23 protein-coding genes, 1 tRNA gene and 1 pseudogene are annotated in these 19,109 nt (G+C 26.0%); 9 read left to right on the top strand and 16 right to left on the bottom strand.

What is annotated here, in order from left to right; genetic code table 11:
• Positions 1–9: 9 nt before the first annotated feature.
• Entirely contained in the window at positions 10–1,170 is a 1,161-nt protein-coding gene (locus tag CNZW441b_RS01470; RefSeq protein WP_131162999.1) for a tetrahydrodipicolinate N-succinyltransferase N-terminal domain-containing protein, read from the top strand.
• 32 nt (positions 1,171–1,202) lie between these two features.
• Here CNZW441b_RS01470 and CNZW441b_RS01465 read toward each other — a convergent pair whose 3' ends face one another.
• The 4 genes from CNZW441b_RS01465 to CNZW441b_RS01450 form a co-directional block, all read right to left on the bottom strand.
• Positions 1,203–1,670: a Dps family protein gene (locus tag CNZW441b_RS01465; RefSeq protein ID WP_131162998.1), complete on the bottom strand. Its 468-nt coding sequence runs from the start codon at positions 1,668–1,670 to the stop codon at positions 1,203–1,205.
• Positions 1,671–1,790: 120 nt separating this feature from the next.
• The gene (locus CNZW441b_RS01460; RefSeq protein ID WP_131162997.1) at positions 1,791–3,014 is read right to left on the bottom strand and encodes a glucose-6-phosphate isomerase; all 1,224 of its coding nucleotides are present in this window, start codon (positions 3,012–3,014) and stop codon (positions 1,791–1,793) included.
• Positions 3,008–3,832, bottom strand: a complete 825-nt coding sequence (gene galU / locus CNZW441b_RS01455) for a UTP--glucose-1-phosphate uridylyltransferase GalU (protein WP_131165909.1) — start codon at positions 3,830–3,832, stop codon at positions 3,008–3,010. Before galU ends, CNZW441b_RS01460 begins: the two co-directional genes overlap by 7 nt.
• Positions 3,833–3,921: 89 nt before the next feature.
• Positions 3,922–3,996, bottom strand: a tRNA-Glu gene (locus tag CNZW441b_RS01450).
• Between the two features lie 126 nt (positions 3,997–4,122).
• Between CNZW441b_RS01450 and CNZW441b_RS01445 the strand changes: the two genes are divergently transcribed.
• Entirely contained in the window at positions 4,123–4,686 is a 564-nt protein-coding gene (locus CNZW441b_RS01445; RefSeq protein ID WP_131162995.1) for a manganese efflux pump MntP, read from the top strand.
• On the opposite strand, the gene CNZW441b_RS01440 is transcribed toward CNZW441b_RS01445, so the two are convergent.
• Positions 4,683–5,441, bottom strand: coding sequence for an exodeoxyribonuclease III (locus CNZW441b_RS01440; protein ID WP_216681595.1), 759 nt, complete (start codon positions 5,439–5,441; stop codon positions 4,683–4,685). The two genes, CNZW441b_RS01445 and CNZW441b_RS01440, sit on opposite strands and share 4 nt — an antisense overlap.
• Before the next feature lie 104 nt (positions 5,442–5,545).
• On the opposite strand from CNZW441b_RS01440, the gene CNZW441b_RS01435 reads away from it, so the two are divergent.
• From CNZW441b_RS01435 to pyrC, 4 genes are read left to right on the top strand one after another with little or no spacing between them, the layout of a single operon-like run.
• Positions 5,546–7,069 carry a phosphoethanolamine transferase gene (locus CNZW441b_RS01435; RefSeq protein ID WP_216681459.1) on the top strand — a complete coding sequence of 508 codons (1,524 nt, stop codon included), beginning with the start codon at positions 5,546–5,548 and terminating at the stop codon, positions 7,067–7,069.
• On the top strand, positions 7,066–7,422 hold the full coding sequence (locus CNZW441b_RS01430; RefSeq protein ID WP_131162992.1) for a diacylglycerol kinase: 357 nt from the start codon (positions 7,066–7,068) through the stop codon (positions 7,420–7,422). Before CNZW441b_RS01435 ends, CNZW441b_RS01430 begins: the two co-directional genes overlap by 4 nt.
• Positions 7,419–7,652 (top strand): replication/maintenance protein RepL, encoded by a 234-nt coding sequence (locus CNZW441b_RS01425; RefSeq protein WP_131162991.1) that lies wholly within the window; start codon positions 7,419–7,421, stop codon positions 7,650–7,652. Before CNZW441b_RS01430 ends, CNZW441b_RS01425 begins: the two co-directional genes overlap by 4 nt.
• Positions 7,653–7,700: 48 nt before the next feature.
• Complete coding sequence (pyrC, locus tag CNZW441b_RS01420; protein ID WP_216681458.1) at positions 7,701–8,708, top strand: dihydroorotase; 1,008 nt, start codon at positions 7,701–7,703, stop codon at positions 8,706–8,708.
• A 17-nt stretch (positions 8,709–8,725) separates the two neighbouring features.
• On the opposite strand, the pseudogene CNZW441b_RS01415 reads toward pyrC, so the two are convergent.
• The 7 genes and pseudogenes from CNZW441b_RS01415 to CNZW441b_RS01385 all read right to left on the bottom strand — a co-directional run bounded on the left by CNZW441b_RS01415 (position 8,726) and on the right by CNZW441b_RS01385 (position 14,054).
• Positions 8,726–9,101 (bottom strand): annotated as a pseudogene (locus CNZW441b_RS01415) (NINE protein).
• Between the two features lie 44 nt (positions 9,102–9,145).
• On the bottom strand, positions 9,146–9,856 hold the full coding sequence (locus CNZW441b_RS01410; RefSeq protein WP_216681457.1) for a class I SAM-dependent methyltransferase: 711 nt from the start codon (positions 9,854–9,856) through the stop codon (positions 9,146–9,148).
• Positions 9,857–9,873: 17 nt separating this feature from the next.
• Complete coding sequence (gene aac(6'), locus CNZW441b_RS01405; RefSeq protein WP_243830590.1) at positions 9,874–10,314, bottom strand: aminoglycoside 6'-N-acetyltransferase; 441 nt, start codon at positions 10,312–10,314, stop codon at positions 9,874–9,876.
• Positions 10,304–11,023, bottom strand: a complete 720-nt coding sequence (gene kdsB, locus CNZW441b_RS01400; RefSeq protein ID WP_131165905.1) for a 3-deoxy-manno-octulosonate cytidylyltransferase — start codon at positions 11,021–11,023, stop codon at positions 10,304–10,306. The genes aac(6') and kdsB overlap by 11 nt, the downstream gene beginning before the upstream one ends.
• A complete protein-coding gene (gene thrC, locus CNZW441b_RS01395) occupies positions 11,020–12,423 on the bottom strand; it encodes a threonine synthase (RefSeq protein ID WP_131165904.1) in 1,404 nt (467 codons plus the stop codon). The genes kdsB and thrC overlap by 4 nt, the downstream gene beginning before the upstream one ends.
• A complete protein-coding gene (locus CNZW441b_RS01390) occupies positions 12,410–13,321 on the bottom strand; it encodes a tetraacyldisaccharide 4'-kinase (RefSeq protein WP_424944996.1) in 912 nt (303 codons plus the stop codon). The genes thrC and CNZW441b_RS01390 overlap by 14 nt, the downstream gene beginning before the upstream one ends.
• The gene (locus CNZW441b_RS01385) at positions 13,308–14,054 is read right to left on the bottom strand and encodes an NAD+ synthase (RefSeq protein ID WP_131165902.1); all 747 of its coding nucleotides are present in this window, start codon (positions 14,052–14,054) and stop codon (positions 13,308–13,310) included. Before CNZW441b_RS01385 ends, CNZW441b_RS01390 begins: the two co-directional genes overlap by 14 nt.
• 61 nt (positions 14,055–14,115) lie before the next feature.
• On the opposite strand from CNZW441b_RS01385, the gene CNZW441b_RS01380 reads away from it, so the two are divergent.
• The 3 genes from CNZW441b_RS01380 to CNZW441b_RS01370 are packed head-to-tail and all read left to right on the top strand — an operon-like array spanning position 14,116 to position 15,625.
• Positions 14,116–14,715 carry an MBL fold metallo-hydrolase gene (locus CNZW441b_RS01380; RefSeq protein ID WP_131165901.1) on the top strand — a complete coding sequence of 200 codons (600 nt, stop codon included), beginning with the start codon at positions 14,116–14,118 and terminating at the stop codon, positions 14,713–14,715.
• Positions 14,712–15,002: a hypothetical protein gene (locus CNZW441b_RS01375; protein ID WP_131165900.1), complete on the top strand. Its 291-nt coding sequence runs from the start codon at positions 14,712–14,714 to the stop codon at positions 15,000–15,002. The genes CNZW441b_RS01380 and CNZW441b_RS01375 overlap by 4 nt, the downstream gene beginning before the upstream one ends.
• A complete protein-coding gene (locus CNZW441b_RS01370; protein ID WP_131162980.1) occupies positions 15,002–15,625 on the top strand; it encodes a YggS family pyridoxal phosphate-dependent enzyme in 624 nt (207 codons plus the stop codon). Before CNZW441b_RS01375 ends, CNZW441b_RS01370 begins: the two co-directional genes overlap by 1 nt.
• 18 nt (positions 15,626–15,643) lie before the next feature.
• Here CNZW441b_RS01370 and CNZW441b_RS01365 read toward each other — a convergent pair whose 3' ends face one another.
• From CNZW441b_RS01365 to CNZW441b_RS01350, 4 genes are read right to left on the bottom strand one after another with little or no spacing between them, the layout of a single operon-like run.
• Complete coding sequence (locus CNZW441b_RS01365) at positions 15,644–16,393, bottom strand: flagellin (protein ID WP_131165899.1); 750 nt, start codon at positions 16,391–16,393, stop codon at positions 15,644–15,646.
• Between the two features lie 30 nt (positions 16,394–16,423).
• Positions 16,424–16,900: a DUF4149 domain-containing protein gene (locus CNZW441b_RS01360; RefSeq protein ID WP_131165898.1), complete on the bottom strand. Its 477-nt coding sequence runs from the start codon at positions 16,898–16,900 to the stop codon at positions 16,424–16,426.
• Complete coding sequence (gene prmC, locus CNZW441b_RS01355) at positions 16,897–17,703, bottom strand: peptide chain release factor N(5)-glutamine methyltransferase (protein ID WP_131162977.1); 807 nt, start codon at positions 17,701–17,703, stop codon at positions 16,897–16,899. The genes CNZW441b_RS01360 and prmC overlap by 4 nt, the downstream gene beginning before the upstream one ends.
• Positions 17,700–18,887 carry a M48 family metallopeptidase gene (locus CNZW441b_RS01350; RefSeq protein WP_216681456.1) on the bottom strand — a complete coding sequence of 396 codons (1,188 nt, stop codon included), beginning with the start codon at positions 18,885–18,887 and terminating at the stop codon, positions 17,700–17,702. Before CNZW441b_RS01350 ends, prmC begins: the two co-directional genes overlap by 4 nt.
• Positions 18,888–19,109 lie beyond the last annotated feature (222 nt).

The raw sequence follows: 19,109 nt of genomic DNA, 5'->3' as shown, positions 1-19,109 counted from the left end.
AGAAAAATAATGATAAATTCTAAAGAAGATTTTTTACTTTTTGTAAAACAAATAGAACAAAAACAAGGATATAAAAGTCCAAAAGCTTTTGGTATCGCAAGACTTGATCGTGGACAAATTAATAAAAATAAAATTTTACAAGCAAATTTTGCTTTTGTAAATTTTGAACAAAATTATGCTTCGGCTGCCATCATGTTTGAAGCTTTTAATAAAAGAGGAGTAGAGATTGACTTTAATGCAAGTGAATTTGTCAATGTCTTAAAATTAGAGGATATTGAATTTGCTCTTTCTTGTTTTAAACCATTTTTAGAAGAAGAAGGTCATCAAAATATTGATTTACTCAAAATTATTAAAGAATCTTTTAAAGATGATGAATATGCTTTTGTGTGTATTTTTGAAGATAAAGAACCTTTAAGCGTTGAAAGTGTCTATTTAAAGCTTTATCTTATTTCAACCAAGAAAGTTCCTTTAAGATCTTTAAATTTAAATGGAGCTTTTGGTCTTTTAAGTAATGTTGCTTGGAGTGATGATAAGCCTATAGAATTAGAATATTTAAGAGTCAATCAAATGAAACTTAAGATGAAAAATCAATATCCAAAAATTGATTTTGTTGATAAATTTCCAAGGTTTTTATCTCATATTATCCCAGAAGAAAATACAAGAATTCTTGAAAGTTCTAAAGTTAGAATGGGAGCACATCTAGCAGCAGGAACAACTATAATGCCAGGTGCAAGCTATGTTAATTTTAATTCAGGCACAACAGGTGCTTGTATGGTTGAAGGGCGTATTAGTTCCTCGGTAATAGTTGGAGAAGGTACTGATATAGGAGGTGGTGCTTCTATCTTAGGTGTATTAAGTGGAACAAGTGGAAATGCTATTAGCATAGGCAAATCTTGTCTTCTAGGAGCAAATTCAGTTACAGGCATACCTTTAGGAGATAATTGTATAGTCGATGCTGGAATTGCTGTTTTAGAAGGAACTAAATTCTTGCTTAAGGATAAAGACAAACTTCAAAAAGTAAATAAAGATTTTGAATTTTCAAAAGATATGTATAAAGGATTAGAACTTCAAGGTTTAAATGGACTTCATTTTAGACAAGATTCTATTAGCGGGGCTATGATCGTAGGATTTAATAAAAAAGCAATAAAACTTAATGAAGATTTACATTAAGCAGAGAAATTTCTCTGCTTAAAATTATTTATTTAACAACAGCTTTGAGAACTTGTTTGACAAGAACTTTGTAAAGTTGATCTTAACATCCAAAGATCTTTTTCATATTTAGCAATTTTTTCTTGTGCAAAAGCAGCTGTAGTTGTATCATTGACTTTTTCAGATTCTTCATTTAATTTTTTAAATTCTCCTAAAAGATATTCATAATCTTGTTTAATAAGATCAACCACTTCAATAGGAGTAAAGCAATCTTTATCTACTTTTGGACTTTTAGCTTTTTCTACTAAAGTCTTTCTGCAAACTATAGCTTTTTCTCCAAGTTGCAATACTCTCTCAGCACAATCATCAAAAAGTTCAGCCATTTCTTCATAAGCTTTTTCTGTATATTCGTGGATTGCAAAAAACTGAAGTCCTTTAACATTCCAATGATAATTATGAAATTTAATCCATAAATGATGTGCATCTGCTTGAATTTGTAATAATTGATTTACTACTGACATTTTATCTCCTTTTTTAATTTTTAAAATTATAACATAAAATTATTAAATAATAATTATTATTAAATAAAATTTTTTATTATAATTTTACTTTACTCTATTATACTCTTTTTCTGTAAAAAATTAACGAGAATTTAATATATTTTTTAAAATAAGCTTTCCAACTTCAACACCAGGTTGATCATAAGTGTTTATTCCTAGCATAATCCCGCAAGCAGAAGTAAAAAGTTCATAATAATACATTAAATACCCTATATGCCAAGGATCAAGATATTCAATTTCAATCAAATCAACACTAAGATTTTCAGAAATTAATGCATGCATTGTTGCATCACACTGAGCATTTAAAAGTTCTTGTAATTTTATATTATTACTTGATGAATCTAAAAATTTAAAATTAATATCTGGTATGATAGGAGAATTTTTAAGATTTTTTATTTTTAGAAAAGTTATAGTTTTATTTTTAGGACCATCCATAATAAGTTGCAAAAAACTATGCTGATCTCTTGCTCCAATTAAAGCAATAGGAGTTAAACCTATTCTTTTGTATCCTTGTTTTTTGCCCAAACTCTCAGCAATAAGCTGTATATACCATTCATTAAAACCTCTAAAAATATCATTATAACTAAATAAAACATTAATATTGGCATTTTTATGCGTACAATAATGATAAGCTTTTTGCAAAATTTCATCTTTTTTATGGATAAAAAAATCTTCAAAACAAGCTCTAGCTCCATTTAAAAGCTCTTTTGCATCATAACCACAAAAACAAAACGGCACTATACCTACAGCCGAAAGTATACTAAAACGTCCTCCAACATTATTTGGAATAAAAAAAGTTTTTATATTTAAATCTTTAGCTTGCTTATGCAGATTTGAATCTTTATCTGTAATAAAAATAAAATAATCTTGTAACTCATTCAATTTTAAATTAAAATATCCAATAATAATTTTAAAAATTGAAATAACCTCAATAGTATTACCCGTTTTACTTGTAATTAAAAAAAGACTTTCTTTAATATCAATACATTTTAAAATTTCCATCAAAGTAGAAGATGAAGTATTATCTATAATATAAAGATTCTTTAAACTCGTATTTTGATTAAAAAGCAAATCTTTTAGAGCTTTCACCCCGCAACTTGATCCGCCCATTCCAACTAAAATAATATTTTTAATATATTCTTTATCTTTGATAAATTCTTTACTTTCATCAATAAGCTTTAAACTTGTGTCAATTAAATGATAATATCCTACATCTCCACTTTCAAATTCATCATTAATACGATTAGCATAAGATCTAATATTCTCAAATTTTGTCGTCTTAAAAAATAAAGTATTTTTTAGCATAGACTTTTCTTATAGAAAAAATTAGTTGCTTCTACAAAACCATCAACACTCCCACAATCAAAACGTTTTCCTTGAAATTTATAAGCTAAAACCATACCACTTAAAGCTTGGGTTAATAAAGCATCAGTAAGTTGAATTTCTCCATTTTTTCCAGCTTTAGTATTTTCTAAAATACCAAAAATATCTGGAGTTAAAATATATCTTCCTATTATTGCTAAATTACTTGGAGCTTCATTAATATCTGGTTTTTCTATCATAGAATTTACCATAACTAAATTATCTTCTACATTATTTCCAGTAACTATTCCATAATTTGAAACTTGATCTTTTGGCACTTCCATAACTGCAACAATAGTGCAACGATATTTTTCATAAATTTTAACCATTTGAGACATTACATTAAAGCCTTCTTCATTAACACACAAATCATCAGCTAATATCACCCCAAAAGCCTCATCTCCAACTAATGGTTTGCTTTTTAAAATCGCATCACCCAAGCCTTTCATTTGATTTTGTCTTGTAAATGTAAAAGTACAACGATCTATTAAAGATCTTATATCATTTAATAAATACTCTTTTTTTGTTCCTGAAATTTGATGTTCGAGTTCATATGAAATATCAAAATAATCCTCTAAAGCTCTCTTTCCTCTTCCTGTTACAAATCCCATATTATCCATACCAGCCTCTAAAGCTTCATCAACACCATAATGAATAAGAGGCTTATTAAGAATTGGTAACATTTCTTTTGGAAGAGTTTTTGTTGCGGGCAAAAATCTTGTTCCATAACCGGCTGCTGGAAAAATACAAGTTTGAAGCATAAATTTTCCTTATCTTATTTTATTAGAAAAATTATAACAGAATTTATTAAAAATTAATTTAGAAAGCAAAGTGTGATTTTATAAAAAAGTGGTGACCCATACGAGACTCGAACTCGTGTTACCGCCGTGAAAGGGCGATGTCCTAACCGCTAGACGAATGGGCCTTTCAGTTTAATATGAGTTTTAAAGAATGAATTATACATTTATTATTCTTAATATTATATTAAATTATAAATTAATATTTTTAAATTATAATTTCATTATTTTTGCAAATCATACAAAGGTTAAATATGGATATTTTTAGTTTAATTTTTCTATCTATTGCTTTGGCAATGGATGCTTTTGCTGTCTCTTTATGCAAAGGTTTTAGCGTTAAAAAATTAAATATAAAACATTATCTTTTGGTAGGAGTTTATTTTGGTGGCTTTCAAGCTTTAATGCCTTTATTAGGATATATTATAGGGATAGAATTTGAACCTTTTGTTAGAGAAATTGATCATTGGATAGCTTTTATACTGCTTGCTTTTATTGGCATAAAAATGATTAAAGAATCATTTGAAAATAAAAGTTGTGAAAATATAGCAAACGAATTTAATTTTAAAACCATGCTCTCCTTAGCCATTGCAACAAGTATTGATGCATTTGCCATAGGAGTAAGTTTTGCTTTTTTACAAGTTAATTTATTATTAGCACTTTTTTTAATTGGTTTTATTACCTTTATACTTTGTATTTTTGCACTTAAAATTGGTAATCAATTTGGCGTTTATCTAAGCTCTAAAGCAGAGTTATTAGGAGGTGGAGTTTTAATCTTGCTTGGGGTAAAAATTTTGATTCAGCATCTATTTTTTGATTAAATATCAATCTCAATACCAACAGGAGCATGATCTGAGCCAAACACATCATCTCTTATAAAAGCATTTTTTAATTTATTTTTTAAACCAGCGGAAATAAAAAAATAATCAATTCTCCAACCCACATTTCTTTCTCTTGCTTTCATTCTATAACTCCACCACGAATATCTTTCTTTGACATCTCCATTGATTTCTCTAAATGTATCAATAAAACCCATATTAAGCAAATCATCAATCCAAGCTCTTTCTATAGGTAAAAATCCTGAAGTATTTGAATTTGCTTTTGGATGAGTAAGATCTATTTCCTTGTGTGCAGTATTTACATCGCCACAAATAATAATTTCTTTTTTTTCATTTAAAAGTTTTTCAAGATATATTAAAAAATCTTTATAAAATTTCATTTTAAAATTTAAACGTTCTTCATCTTTTTGCCCATTAGGAAAATAAATATTAAAAAGAACTATATTTTTAAAACGATGTTCTAAAACCCTTCCCTCATCATCATCAAAAAATTCACATTTTTTTACTTCACATTCAAAATTACAAAGACTCATAACTCCAGAATATCCTGGCCTTTTTGCAGAATTAGAATAAATATATTTAAAAGGATATTCATAAATTTTTTTAGGAAACTTATCTTCATGAGCTTTGATTTCTTGAAAACCTATAAAATCAATTTTTTCTTCATTGATCCAATCTAATGCATTTTTATCACAAATAGCTCTTAAACCATTTACATTCCAAGATAATAACTTCATATCTATCCTTAAAATAAAAAGTGCAATCATAACACATTTTTTCAATTTGTGCCATGCGTTAATTTAATATTTTTATAATAAATTTTTGAATTTGAAAGGAAAATATGCTAAAAATCTCATGGTTTAAATTTGTATTATTAAATTCTTTATTAATAACTTGCTTAAATTTCAATCTTTTTATTTTTGTATATGAAAAGATTCAAAATACTTGGCTTACTTTGGCTTTCATTGTTATGTATTTTTTATTGATACATACTATTTTTTCTTTATTGTTTATTAAATTTCTTACAAAAATTTTCTCTATATTTTTTATTTTAAGTTCTTTAATAAGTATATATTTTATTCATTATTATGGAGTTTTAATAGACTCTGATATGATTTTAAACGCTATGCAAACAGATATAAAAGAAGTCAAAGAACTCATAAATTGGCGTTTAATCCTTTTAACTCTAGGTTCTTTAATATTAATCATTTTTATTATTAAATTAAAAATAGTTAATTCTAAAATACTTCCTACTAAAATAATGAGTATATTTTTAGCTTTAATTTTATTTTTATGTATATTTTTACCTTTAACTAAAACTTATATTCCATTTTTTAGAAATTATAATGAAATTAGAATGTATAACACCCCTTTTTATCAAATTTACTCTTTATGGCGCTACTATAGTAAAAATATAAAAGCCAAAGAAAAATTTAAAATCATAGAAAATGATGCTTATATAGAAGATAATACCAGCAAAAAACTTCTTATTTTGGTAGTGGGCGAAACCGCAAGAGCAGCAAATTACTCTTTGGGAGGTTATACTATAAATGATACAAACGCTTACACTAAAAAAGAAAAGGTAGTCTTTTTTAATGATGTAAGCTCCTGCGGAACAGCTACAGCTATAAGTTTACCTTGTATGTTTTCCATTTCAAAGAGAGAAGATTTCTCAATCAACGAATTTCAAGAAAATGCTTTAGATATTTTACAAAAACTTGGAATCAATACTATTTGGATTGATAATAATTCAGGAGGTTGCAAGGGAGTTTGCGATCGCATTAAACAAACAGAATTATATTCTTATCAATATGATGGGAATTTACTCGACTCACTCAAAGAAAAACTAGAAAATCTCAAAAATCAAAATATTATAGTATTACATTTACAAGGATCGCATGGACCGACTTATTACAAACGTTATCCTAAAGAATTTAAAAAATTTTTACCAACTTGCGATACCAATACGCTTGATAAATGTTCACAAGAAGCACTTATTAATACTTACGATAATACCCTACTTTATACAGACTTTATTTTAAGTGAAATTATTACACTTTTAAAAGAAAAAAGCGACTATCAAAGTTCATTAATTTATATTTCTGATCATGGAGAAAGCTTGGGAGAAAATGGTTTATATCTTCATGGAATGCCTTATGCTTTTGCTCCAAAATATCAAACACACATTCCTTTAATTTTTTGGAGTAATGATAGTAATTTAATAAAATTAGCAGAAAAATACAAAAATTTAAAACTTTCTCAAGATAATCTTTTTAGCTCTCTTTTGGGATATTTTAATGTAAAAAGCAATGTTTATCAAAGTAATTATGATTTGTTTAATAATTCCTTAAAGGCTAATCCTTGAAACCAAAATATCATTTTTTTAAAAATACTAAATATGCTATAGAAGGAATTTGGAGTCTTATTAAAAATGAAACTTCTTTTTGTATAGAGCTTGGTATTATTATTCCTGCTATTATTATAAGCTTTTTTCTCCCAATTTCTTTGTTGGAACATTTAATTTTAATTTTTGTTCTAATGCTTATTTTAATTATAGAAGCATTAAATTCAGCAATTGAATCTTGCGTTGATTTAACAACAGACAAATGGCACGAAAAAGCAAAAATGGCAAAAGACTATGGTTCAAGCGCTGTATTTTTTAGTATCGTTTTGGCTCTTTTTACTTGGGGAATTATTTTGGGACATTTATATTTATGAAATTTGAAAATTTGATAAAAGAACTTTTTGGAAAAAAGCGTTATGAACTTTTAAAATTTTTATGTGAAAATGCTGATGATAATGGATTTATTATGATAAAAATAAGTGATATTGAAAAAAAACTTCATCAAAGCAAACCTACAATTATTGCAACTTTTAAATTTTTAGAAGAAAAAAAAGTTTTTAAAAAACTCAAAAATGGTTTTTATCAACTTTATATTAAAGAATAAATATGTATTCATTTATATAATTATAAAAATTTATAACAAGGAGTAAAAATGAAGCTTAAAAATCCTTTGGATATGCATTTACATTTAAGAGATGAATCAATGTTAAAACTTGTTGCACCTTTAAGCACAAAAGATTTTCGTGCAGCTGTCATTATGCCTAATTTAGTTCCCCCACTTTGTGATATTAAATCATTAAAAGCTTATAAAGAGCGTATTTTAAAGGCAAGCAATGATAACCACTTTACTCCTTTAATGACACTTTTTTTTAAAAATTATGATGAAAAATTTTTAGAAAATGCAAAAGATGAAATTTTTGCTATCAAACTTTATCCAGCAGGAATCACCACAAATTCAGAAAATGGAATTTCAAATTTTGAAATTGAAACTTTAAAACCTACTTTAGAAGCTATGAGTGCTTTAAATATTCCTTTATTAGTACACGGAGAAACAAATGATTTTGTAATGGATAGAGAAAGCAATTTTTCAAAAATTTATGAAAAATTGGCAAAAAATTTTAAAAATCTTAAAATTATAATGGAACATATAAGCACTAAGACACTTTGTAAATTGCTAAAAGATTATGAAAATTTATATGCAACCATCACCTTGCATCATTTAATACTTACTTTAGATGATGTCATTGGTGGAAAAATGAAACCTCATCTTTTTTGCAAACCTATTGCTAAAACTTATGAAGATAAAACTGCACTTTGTGAATTAGCCTTTAATGCTTATGAAAAAGTAATGTTTGGAAGCGATAGTGCTCCTCATCCAAAAGATGAAAAAGAATGCTGTGGTTGTGCAGCAGGAATTTTTAGTGCTCCTATAGCCTTAAGCGTTTTAGCTGAATTATTTCAAAAACACTCAAATCAAGAAAATTTACAAAAATTTATATCAGACAACGCTTGTAAAATCCATAATTTAAGTTTTAAAGAGGATAAGATTATTACTTTAGATAATGAAAATTGGCAGGTTCCAAACGAGTATAAAAATGAAAATGAAAAAATTATTCCTTTTATGGCTGGAGAAAATTTAAGATTTCAAGTAAAATCCTAAATTATATAATTTAGGATTTATTCTAATGCTCTTAAAATTTTTTTAAGATTATCTTTTTTAATGCCTTTCCATACTAAAAAATAATCCACAATACACCAAATCCATAATATAAACAAAATAAAACTGCCTATAAAATCCAAATCGTAATCACACCTATAATCCAAGTTAAAAGTTTTAAAAGACCTAATTTATATCACCTTTATAAAAATGATCGGCTCCAAAAATACCCAAAAAGAAACCTAAAATTAAACCAACAATATGGCTTTTGAAATTTAAAGTTGCAATGTTATTAATTTTATCTTCACTAGAATTTTTGAGTTTTTCTTGAACAAGAGTTAAACTTTGTGATGGAATTTTATCAGAAATCATCATTAAAGCAATATTGGCATCCATTAAGCATTCCTTAAAAAATAAAAAGCGTTATAATATCTAAAAATTCAAAAAATTAGAAGTTTTATTTTTGATTCAATTTGCTCTTTTACTTCTTCTTTTATAAAATTTTCTAATATCCTTTTATCTGTTTTTACTCCATTCATATCTAAATGCCACAAAGCATTTTCAATAGCTTCCTCACGACTTCTTTGAACTACTCGCATCTCATTAAAAATTATCTTATGAAATTTAATATTTTTCTCAATTAAAAAATTTTCTAAATCTTTTTTATAAAATCCTTTAAATTCTGTATTAAAATGTCTAAAAATAGGATCTAAAAAATCACTCTTTCTATAATCAGCCCATCCAAGATAAATTCTAAGTGGAGCCAAAGTCATAAAATTTTTATAATCTATTTCATTTTGCAAAGCAGGAGACATGCTTAAAAAAGCTATATCACATCTAAAATTAGGATTTTCTTTATAAAAAAGATCAAAACTTAAATTCTGATATTTAATATTATTTATGCCCAAATTCAAAGCATCTTGACTTAAAATTTCTAACATGATTTTTGAACTATCTAATGCTAAAATTTCTTTAGCTACTTTTGCAAAATGCAAAGTCCAAACTCCTGTTCCACAACCTATATCAATCATCAATTTATCTTTAAAATCTATATTCAATTTTTTAAATTCTTCAAAACTATCTTGCTGAATCTTATTTAAAGTCTCACTATATCTTGCGTAAGTTTTAGCTTTTTTATCCCATAAATTCATTTTAGTCCTATCAAAAATTAAATTTTAAGTTTTTTTATAAAACAAACAAGATGATTGGTAATATCAAAACCCATAGCTTGATGAAATTTAATACTATCAAGATTCTTAGACTCACAATCACTTGCAAATTCTAAAGCTCCTTGTTCTAAAGCCCATAACTGGCAAGCTTTTAATAAAGAACTTGCATAAGATTTTCTCCTAAATTCTTCTTTAACAAAAATTGCCTCCAAATAACCAACAGGAGATGTTTTAGATCCTTCTACATAATCAAATCTTAAAGAAGCTAATGCAAAAGCAATCTCTTTATTTTCTACATACAATAAGAAAAAAATATGATTTTTAGAACAAAGCAATTTCTTAAGTTCTTGTTCTAAAGTATTTTTATCACCACCAAAAAGTAAAAAAGCCAATGGTAATAAAATTGGTAAATCACTTAAATTTGCTTTTTTAATGTGCATGATCAAAAATTTTTAATGCCTTTTCATAATCCTCTAAAGTATCTATACCTATACTTTTAGTAGCAATTTTAAGCATTTTAATTTTTTTACCATTTTCTAATGCTCTTAATTGTTCTAATTTTTCACTTTTTTCTAAATTTGAACTTTTAAATGCACAAAATTCTTTTAATGATTTAACCCTATAACCATAAATTCCTAAGTGTCCTTTAAAATCATTATAATCTTCTCTTTCAAAAGGAATTTTAGCTCTTGAAAAATACAAGGCAAAATCAAATTTATCAATTACAACTTTAACCAAATTTGGATCACTAGCTTCAATTTTAGATATATTTTTATAACAACTTGCCATAAAAACATCTTCATTTAAATTCATAGAACAAAATTCTTTAAATTTAATTATATTTTCTTCCTCTATAAAAGGCTCATCAGCTTGCACATTGATAATAATTTCATTTTCATTTAAATTTAAAATATCACTTGCTTCTTTAATCCTATCTGTGCCACTTTCATGATCTTTTGAAGTTAAAACTGCCTTAAAACCAAAATCTTTAGCAATTTTTAAAACCTCTTCATCATCTAAAGCTATAATCACCTCATCAATTTTTGACATTTTTTGAGCTGTTGCTATAAACATTGGAACATTATTAATTTTATAAAGAATTTTTTTAGGAAATCTTGTTGATTTTAATCTGGCAGGTATAATTATCATTGTTTTATCCAATCTATAATTTCATTTTCAAGCTCATCACACTTATAAGCTTTTAAATTCTCATTTTTTATATCAAATAAAGCAAGTAAATCTGGTTTTATTTGATAATCAAATTTTAAAGCAATTTCAAGCATAGCTTCTTTTTCATTATTTAACTCTTGATCAAATAAAGCTTTGTATATACTTGGGGTAAATTTTGTCCATTCTGCTGTTGAAGTTATAAGAGTACTTTTATCTTCATCTAAAAGTTTAAAACAAGTTGCCGTATGTGGATCAATTAAAAAATCTTTAGAATATTTTTTAATAAAATTCATACATTCTAAATCTGAACAAGAAGAAGCATCAAAATCTTGCTTTAAACTATCAAGTTCATCTTTATTTAAATAAAAATATTTTTTTTCTTTTAAGTCATTCATCAATTCTTTGGTTCTTAAATCTTTAAATTTATCAAAAAGCAAACGCTCTATATTTGAAGAAATTAATATATCCATAGCTGGAGAAATAGTTTTTTTAAGACTTCTTTCTCTTATATCATAAATACCTTGATTGAAAAAATCACTTAAAACATCATTAGAATTAGTAGCAATTTTAATACGATCTATTTTAGCTCCCATTTTTTTGGCATAATATGCTGCTAAAGCATTGCCAAAATTACCACTTGGAACTATAACATCTAATACTTTATCAAGTTTCACACAAGCATAGTAATGATAAATCATTTGAAACAAAATTCTTCCAAAATTAATAGAATTTGCTACACAAAGTTTAAAATCTAAATTACTCAATATCCTTTTAAAATCATCTTTTAATAATAACTTTTTTAAAGTATTTTGAGCATCATCAAAATTTCCTTCTATTGCAAAAACTCTTAAGTGATTTTTATTTAAAGCTTGCATCTGTAAAGCTTGAATTTCGCTTGTGCCATCTTTAGGATAAATACAAACAACCTTAATATTTTGAAATTTTTCAAAACTTTTTAAAGTAGCTGGTCCGGTATCGCCACTTGTTGCACAAATAATTAAAATTTTATCATTTTTATTTAATTCATTTAAAAGCACGCCAAAAGGTTGCAAGGCCATATCTTTAAAAGCACGAGTTGGACCATGATAAAGCTCATTGATAAACAAATTTTCATTTACTTTTCTTAAAAATAAAGCTGTTTTATCATCAAATTCTTTATAAGTTTGCAAGGCCTTTTTAAATAAATCAATATAACCAAAATGAAAGTGTTCTATAAATTTTAAAGCAAATTCTTCGTAACTTAAATCTTTTAAATCATAAGCATTAAAAGGTAAAATCTCATCAAAAGTATAAAGTCCTCCATCTTTTGCACTAGGATTAATTAAGGCTTCTTTAAAATCTATTTTATTTTTTCTATCTCTTGTGCTAACAAGTTGCATTAAAACTCCTTAAATAGTTTTGTAAAACTTTTTTAAAACTATCTTCTAATTCTATATTTAATTCTATAATTTGACACTTAAAACCAAAATCTTTTACTTTCACATAGTCTTTAAAAGTAAGCATTAAAGTATCGCAATGATGTTTATCAAGTAATTTTTTAAGTTCTTCTTTTTTAAATTCATAATGATCATTAAAAAAATAACAAGCTCTAGCCTTTATAAAATGCTCATAAAGCCTGAAAGGCTTAGCAATAGCTGTTACTAAAATAGCTTTAGGATTTTCCTTTACAAAAGAATAGCGATAAAAATCTTTACCCTCTTTTGCAATAAAATTTGCCTTCTTTTTATAAAATTTAGGAAGTCTATAAGCTCCACTTGGCAAAGTAAAATTAAAATAAGGCTCTATCTTGCTTTCTAATAAAATATCAAACTTTTTGATATAAAATTTTGAAAAAGCATCATCAAGTAAAATAATTTTAGCCCCTAAATCAAAAGCTTTTTGTATACCTTTTACTCTATTTTCACTTACTATCACTCCACTTATATTTTCTTCATAAGCATATTCCATAGCTTCATCGCCACTTTGTATTACATCGCATAAAATTTGGTTATTGGCTTTTACAACAAAAAGTCCTTTGCTTTTTCTTTTATATCCTCTAAGTACGATAAAAACTCCTTCAAATTCTTTGGCAATAGCTTTGCATATTGGAGTTTTTCCATTGCCACCAAAACTTAAATTTCCCACACTAATGATGGGTTTTTTAAAATCTATGTTTTTTCTAAAATATAGATTTAAAATAGCCATCAAAGAATATAAAAAACTTACAGGAAGCAAGATAAAAGCCAAACACTTTTGCCAAAAAGATGGTTTAAAAAAATATCTATCAAGCCAAGTCATTAAATATTTCCGGTAAAGATCTTTTAAAGGCATTTTTTGCCATTCTTTCTTTAAGCATGGAAATTAGCTCAGGATTTAATTGTAGCATTTTCTTTTCATCATTAAATTCTAAAGCTTTTAAGCCTTGATCAATTTCCTCATAAGAAAAACCTAAATCCTCTTGATCATTTTGCCCTACCCAAAGATCAGCACTTGGAGCTTTTTGTATAAAGGCTTGATCTAAATTTAAAAATGTAGCCAAATTATAAATTTCACTTTTATAAAGACTTCCTATAGGGTTAAAAGCACAAGCTAAATCTCCATAAATTGTTCCATAGCCTAACATCAACTCGCTTTTATTTGAAGTTCCAACAACCAAATATCCTTTTAATGCAGAATAATCATAAAGCAAGCTCATACGAATTCTAGCACATAAATTACCCATTCTGATTTTGTTTGTATCCTGACTTTGCTCTAAAAATGAAGCTAAAATTTTATCAATTTTAATAATTTTATATTCTATATTTAATTTTTTACAAAGTTTAAGAGCATCTTGTAAATTTTGTTCGTTTGAGTATTTACTTGGCATTAAAAGAGCAAAAATATCAGTTTTTAAAGCATTCTTGCAAAGTGTTGCTACTAATGCTGAATCAATTCCTCCGCTTAAACCAAGCACTACTCCTTTTGCATTCGCACTTTTAACCTTTGTTTTTATAAATTCATAAATTCTTTGAGTTAATTTTTCATAATCCATAAGTTTTATACCTTTAAAATAATGTATAATTATAATAAATTTTAAAGCAAGAAGGATTAAAATGCAAATAATTAAACAAGCTTGTGGTCCTTATGAAACAAATTGTTATATTTTAAATACAAACAAGGGTGAATTTATCATAGATCCTGGTATGGGGGCTTTAGAATTTATAGAAAAAAATGTTGAAAATCCTATAGCCATTTTAAATACTCATGGACATTACGATCATGTATGGGATAATGCCAAAGTTAAAAATAAATTCAATATTCCTATTTACATTCATAAATTAGACGCATTTTTTCTTGAAGATCCTTTCAATCAAGGTTTTGAAAAAAGTAAAGCCGATATTTTAGTTGAAAATGAAAATGACATTGACATTAATGGTATAACTTTTAAATTTCATTTTTTACCTGGTCATACTCCAGGTTGCTCAATGATAGAAGTAAAAGGTGAAAATTTAATGTTTAGTGGAGATTTTTTATTTTATAGGAGTATAGGAAGATGGGATTTTCCTTATTCTAATGCTCAAAATATGAAAGAAAGTTTAGAAAAAGTTCTACTTTATAAAGAAGATTTTCGTCTTTTGCCTGGACATGGAGAAGAGAGTACTTTGCAAGAAGAGATTCTTCATTTACCAAGTTGGTTAAGGTATTTTCATTGAATTTGGATTCTCTTTTATTATACATTTTTATTTTTTTAAATTGTTTTGCATTGCTAGGACTTAAATTAAAAAATAAAACAAAGAAGAAAGTCTATAAAATTTGTCCTTGTAAAAAAATGGCAGAAAATGGAACCTTAAGCACTCTTTGTATGTATAGTGCTATGGGTGGATTTTTATATAGTGCTACTTCTATTAGTTTTATTGGTTTTAAAAATTTAGAGCTTAATCTTATCTTTTTATTTTCACTTTCGTGTGCTTATTTAGGATGGAGACTAAAAGAAAATTGATGGATTTAGAAAATATACTAAAACTTACACAAAATATTCGTTTAGTTGGTGCAAGCAAATATGTTGATGCTGCAAGCATTAAAAATTTTCACAAGCTAGGTATTAAAGAATTTGGGGAAAATCATATTCAAGCTTTAAAAACAAAAAAAGAAGAACTCGATAAAGAAAATTTAAATATAAAATGGCATTTTATAGGAAATCTTCAAAGCAATAAAATCAATCTTTTAATCCGTCAAAAACCTCATTTATGGCAATCTTGCAATGGAATTAAAATAGCTAAATTAGTTGATAAAAAATTAGATTATACTTTAGATACTCTACTTGAAATCAATATAGCAAAAGAAGACTCTAAACAAGGAATACAACCTGATAAAGCCTTAGAAGAATATCTTCAAATTCAAGAAGAATGTCCTCGCTTAAATTTATGCGGAATTATGTGCATGGCCTCTCATAGTGATGACAAAAAACAAATTGCTAAAGATTTTGAACAAGCTTATAAAATTTATGAAAATTTAAAAAAATACAAAGCTACAATTTGCTCTATGGGTATGAGTAATGATTTTGAAATAGCTATTAAATGTGGATCAAATATGGTAAGGCTTGGGAGTATTTTATTTAAATAGAGTCCCAAAAGACTCTATTTAACCTAATAAACTAGCTAGTTTAGCTTGTAACATCATATTAGATTGTGCTGCTATAAATGCAGAAGCGTTTTCTTTTAAATAAGACTGATTTAAATCATTCACATTTTTTGCTAAATCATTGTTTAATAAATTACTTTCTGAAGATTTAGCATTAATGCTGTTTTGAACACTAGAGTTAATATTTGAAGTTAAAGAATTTATACCTGATCCAATTTCTGATCTTAAAGTTCCAAGTTGGTCTTTAAAATTTGAAATACTTTCAGGATCATCAATGCTTAAATTTTTTGTATTTAAAGCATTTAAATTAAAATTTTCACTTCCACTTCCAACTACAAAATCCATACTTTGAAATACATTCTTGCCATTATAGCTTGCATTGTTAAAAGAATCTTCAATTGATTCTTGAATGCGTGATGCTTCAGTCCTTAAGATTGATTTTTGACTATCATTTAAAGCTGCATTATTCATTCTAACAGAAAGCTCACTTAATTTATCCGCACTTTGAGAAATGCTACTTAAACTTGCATCGGCTATTTGTAAAACACCTATAGCATCATAAGTATTAGCAATACCTTGATCTATAGTATTAGCATTTGATCTTAAAGAATCGGCAATAGCTAAATTAGAACTATCAACTCCACTAATAGCTCTAACAGCAGCAATGTTTCCTAAGGCTTTTTCAGAAGCTTTTTGAGCACTATCTAAATAATGATTTTGCTGCATTACATTTGTATTACTGACTTTCATAGTTCCTCCTTTAGTTAAATTTATACTATTTTAGTATTTTTTATCTATCTTAAAGCTTAAAAAAAACAAAATAACTTGCATTATAATGATAATTTTTAATACAACCTCACTTGCTGAATGCATACTTTTAAATTCTTCATTTTGTATTACTTGTTCGCCTAAAATTTTTTGCTGTTCTGTTATATAATTACTAAAATAAAAAACAAATAACAAACCTAAAATTAAAATTAATAAAGAAAGTATTAATTTTGAAAATCTAACTTGAAATTTTATTTTGTATTTAAAAAAACTATAACATTCATAAAAAAAGTTAAAAAATGATACAAAAAGTAAGATATAACCAAATTGTATAAAAATCTGAGTCATCATTAATCCACTTTGAAAATGACTCAAAACTCCTTCTCCTATAATATTCTTAGGATAAAAAATAATTGGCGCAACTACGACTCCAAGAATCAATTCAATACCCACGATCGCACTGAGTAAAAAAAGATTAATAGCTTTCATTGTTCTCTCCTTAAAATTGCTAAAAAAGCTCTATTAAAACCTCTTTCATCTTTAAAAAACTGACTTTGATAAAAATTTTTACTTAAAAGTTTCTGTAAAATTTCTTTTTGATCATAGCCAAATTCACAAGCTAAATATTTGACATTATTAATAAAACTAAATTCTATAATATCTTTTAAAACTTCATATCCTTTTTCCCCGCCAAATAAAGCCTCTTTAGGTTCACTAAGAACCCATTTATCAAGCTTATAATTATTTTTAATATAAGGAGGATTTGAAAAAATAAGATCAAATTTTTTATCTTTTAAATCTCTAAAATCAGATAAAATAAAATTGATTAAATGGTCTACTTTATGAAATTTTGCATTTTTCTTGGCAATCTCTAAAGCCTTAACACTAATATCACAAGCAGTGATTTTAAGGTTTAATTCTTTGGCTAAAACAATGCCCAAAATTCCACTTCCAAAACCTATTTCCAAGATATTTTCAAAATGATTCTTTTTACATAGCTCAATGAGTCTTGTAAGTAAAATTTCACTATCGTATCTTGGAATTAATACTCCATTTTCAACATAAAATTCTAAATTATAAAAATAAGCCTTTTTAAAAATATATTCAAAAGGCTCTCCTTTTTTAAAACGTGAAATTAAATCAAAATAAGGCTTTTCATCAAATTCTAAATCCTCATTTAAAAAAAGCCAAATTTTATCCTTTTTTAAATATTCACATAAAATAAAAATAGCTTCACTTTCATAGTCTTTTAAAGACTCTTTAGCTAAATTTAATGCTTGTTTTATCCTCAATCTAAAGCCTTAAGTCTATCGCTAATACTTGGATGACTTAAATGAAAAAAAGTATAAATACGACTTGATTTTACAAAGGCTTTATTTTCTTTTGCAAGAGTAATTAAAGCACTTTTCATATCATTTTTTGAAGTCATTTTAGCACCATATTGATCAGCATTAAATTCATTATTTCTACTTAATAAATTAACCAAAGGAGCAACAATAAAGCTAAAAACATTGCCAAAAATCAATAAAAGCAAAAATACTCCAGCATCAACATCTGTTAAATGACTTTCTTCGTAAACAAAATTTGGTAAATTAGCAAAAAGAAAAAATAAAATAAACATTACCAAAGCATTAATAAATAAAAATTTGATTATATCTTTATGAACAAAATGTCCCAATTCATGACCTAAAACAGCCAATAACTCTTTTTGACTTAAAGCTTTTAAAAGCGTATCAAATAAAACAACTCTTTTACTTTTAAAAAGACCTCCAAAATAAGCATTTAAACGCTTATCCCTTTTACTTGCATCAATTACATAAATTCCATTAGCATTAAAACCACATTTGTGCATTAAACTTGTAATCTGATTTAATAAATTTTCATCGTTAAGTTTTTGCATCTTATTAAACAAAGGGGCGATTAAAATAGGATAAATAACATTTATAATCAAAATAACCACAAAAGAAAATATAAAAGCTATTATCCACCAAAAAGCTCCAAAATAATTATAAAAAAACAACAAAGCATATAAAATTAAAAAACCAAAAATTACTAATAAAATTAAAGATTTTATACCATCTTTAATAAAAAGCATTAAAGTCATATTAGAAAAACCCTGTTTTTTATTTTTAACAAAATTTTCATATAAATTAAGCGGCAAATTTAAAAGACTGGTTATGATTAAAAAAAGAAGTAAAAACAAGGTATTTTCTAAGATAGAATTAGAATGAATAAGAATTTTTTTAAGATAGAAAAAACCAAATGCAATCCAAAGCATATTAATAATTAATGTATAAAAATTAGAAAATATTTTAAATTTTTCATTTTCAATTGCTATATTTGCTGCATTTTTATAAGCTTCATCCTCTAAAATGAAAGCTTTTTTTAATTTTTGCTTTTCTAAAAATTGAATTTGTATGTAAGAAATCAAAGAAAAAATTGCAGTATAAAAACATAAAATTGCAATTAAAGTCATTTATATACTCCTTAAATAATTTTATCTCAGTTTTACTATTAAAAAGTTAATATTATATAAAAAAGTTAATTAGGAAAAATATGCTTTTGAGAAAAAAATTATTCCAACAAAGCAAGATAAAGATATCATCTTGGATCATAGATTATATTGTTTTAAACAAAAAATGATTAACATAGCACATAATAAAAACTCCGTTATTCTACTTTCAAAAGCACTTAGTAA

This window comes from Campylobacter novaezeelandiae, assembly GCF_018968685.1.
Lineage (GTDB): Bacteria > Campylobacterota > Campylobacteria > Campylobacterales > Campylobacteraceae > Campylobacter_D > Campylobacter_D novaezeelandiae.
Note: the sequence above shows the minus strand (reverse complement) of the source record. Positions and strands in the feature narration are given on the sequence as shown.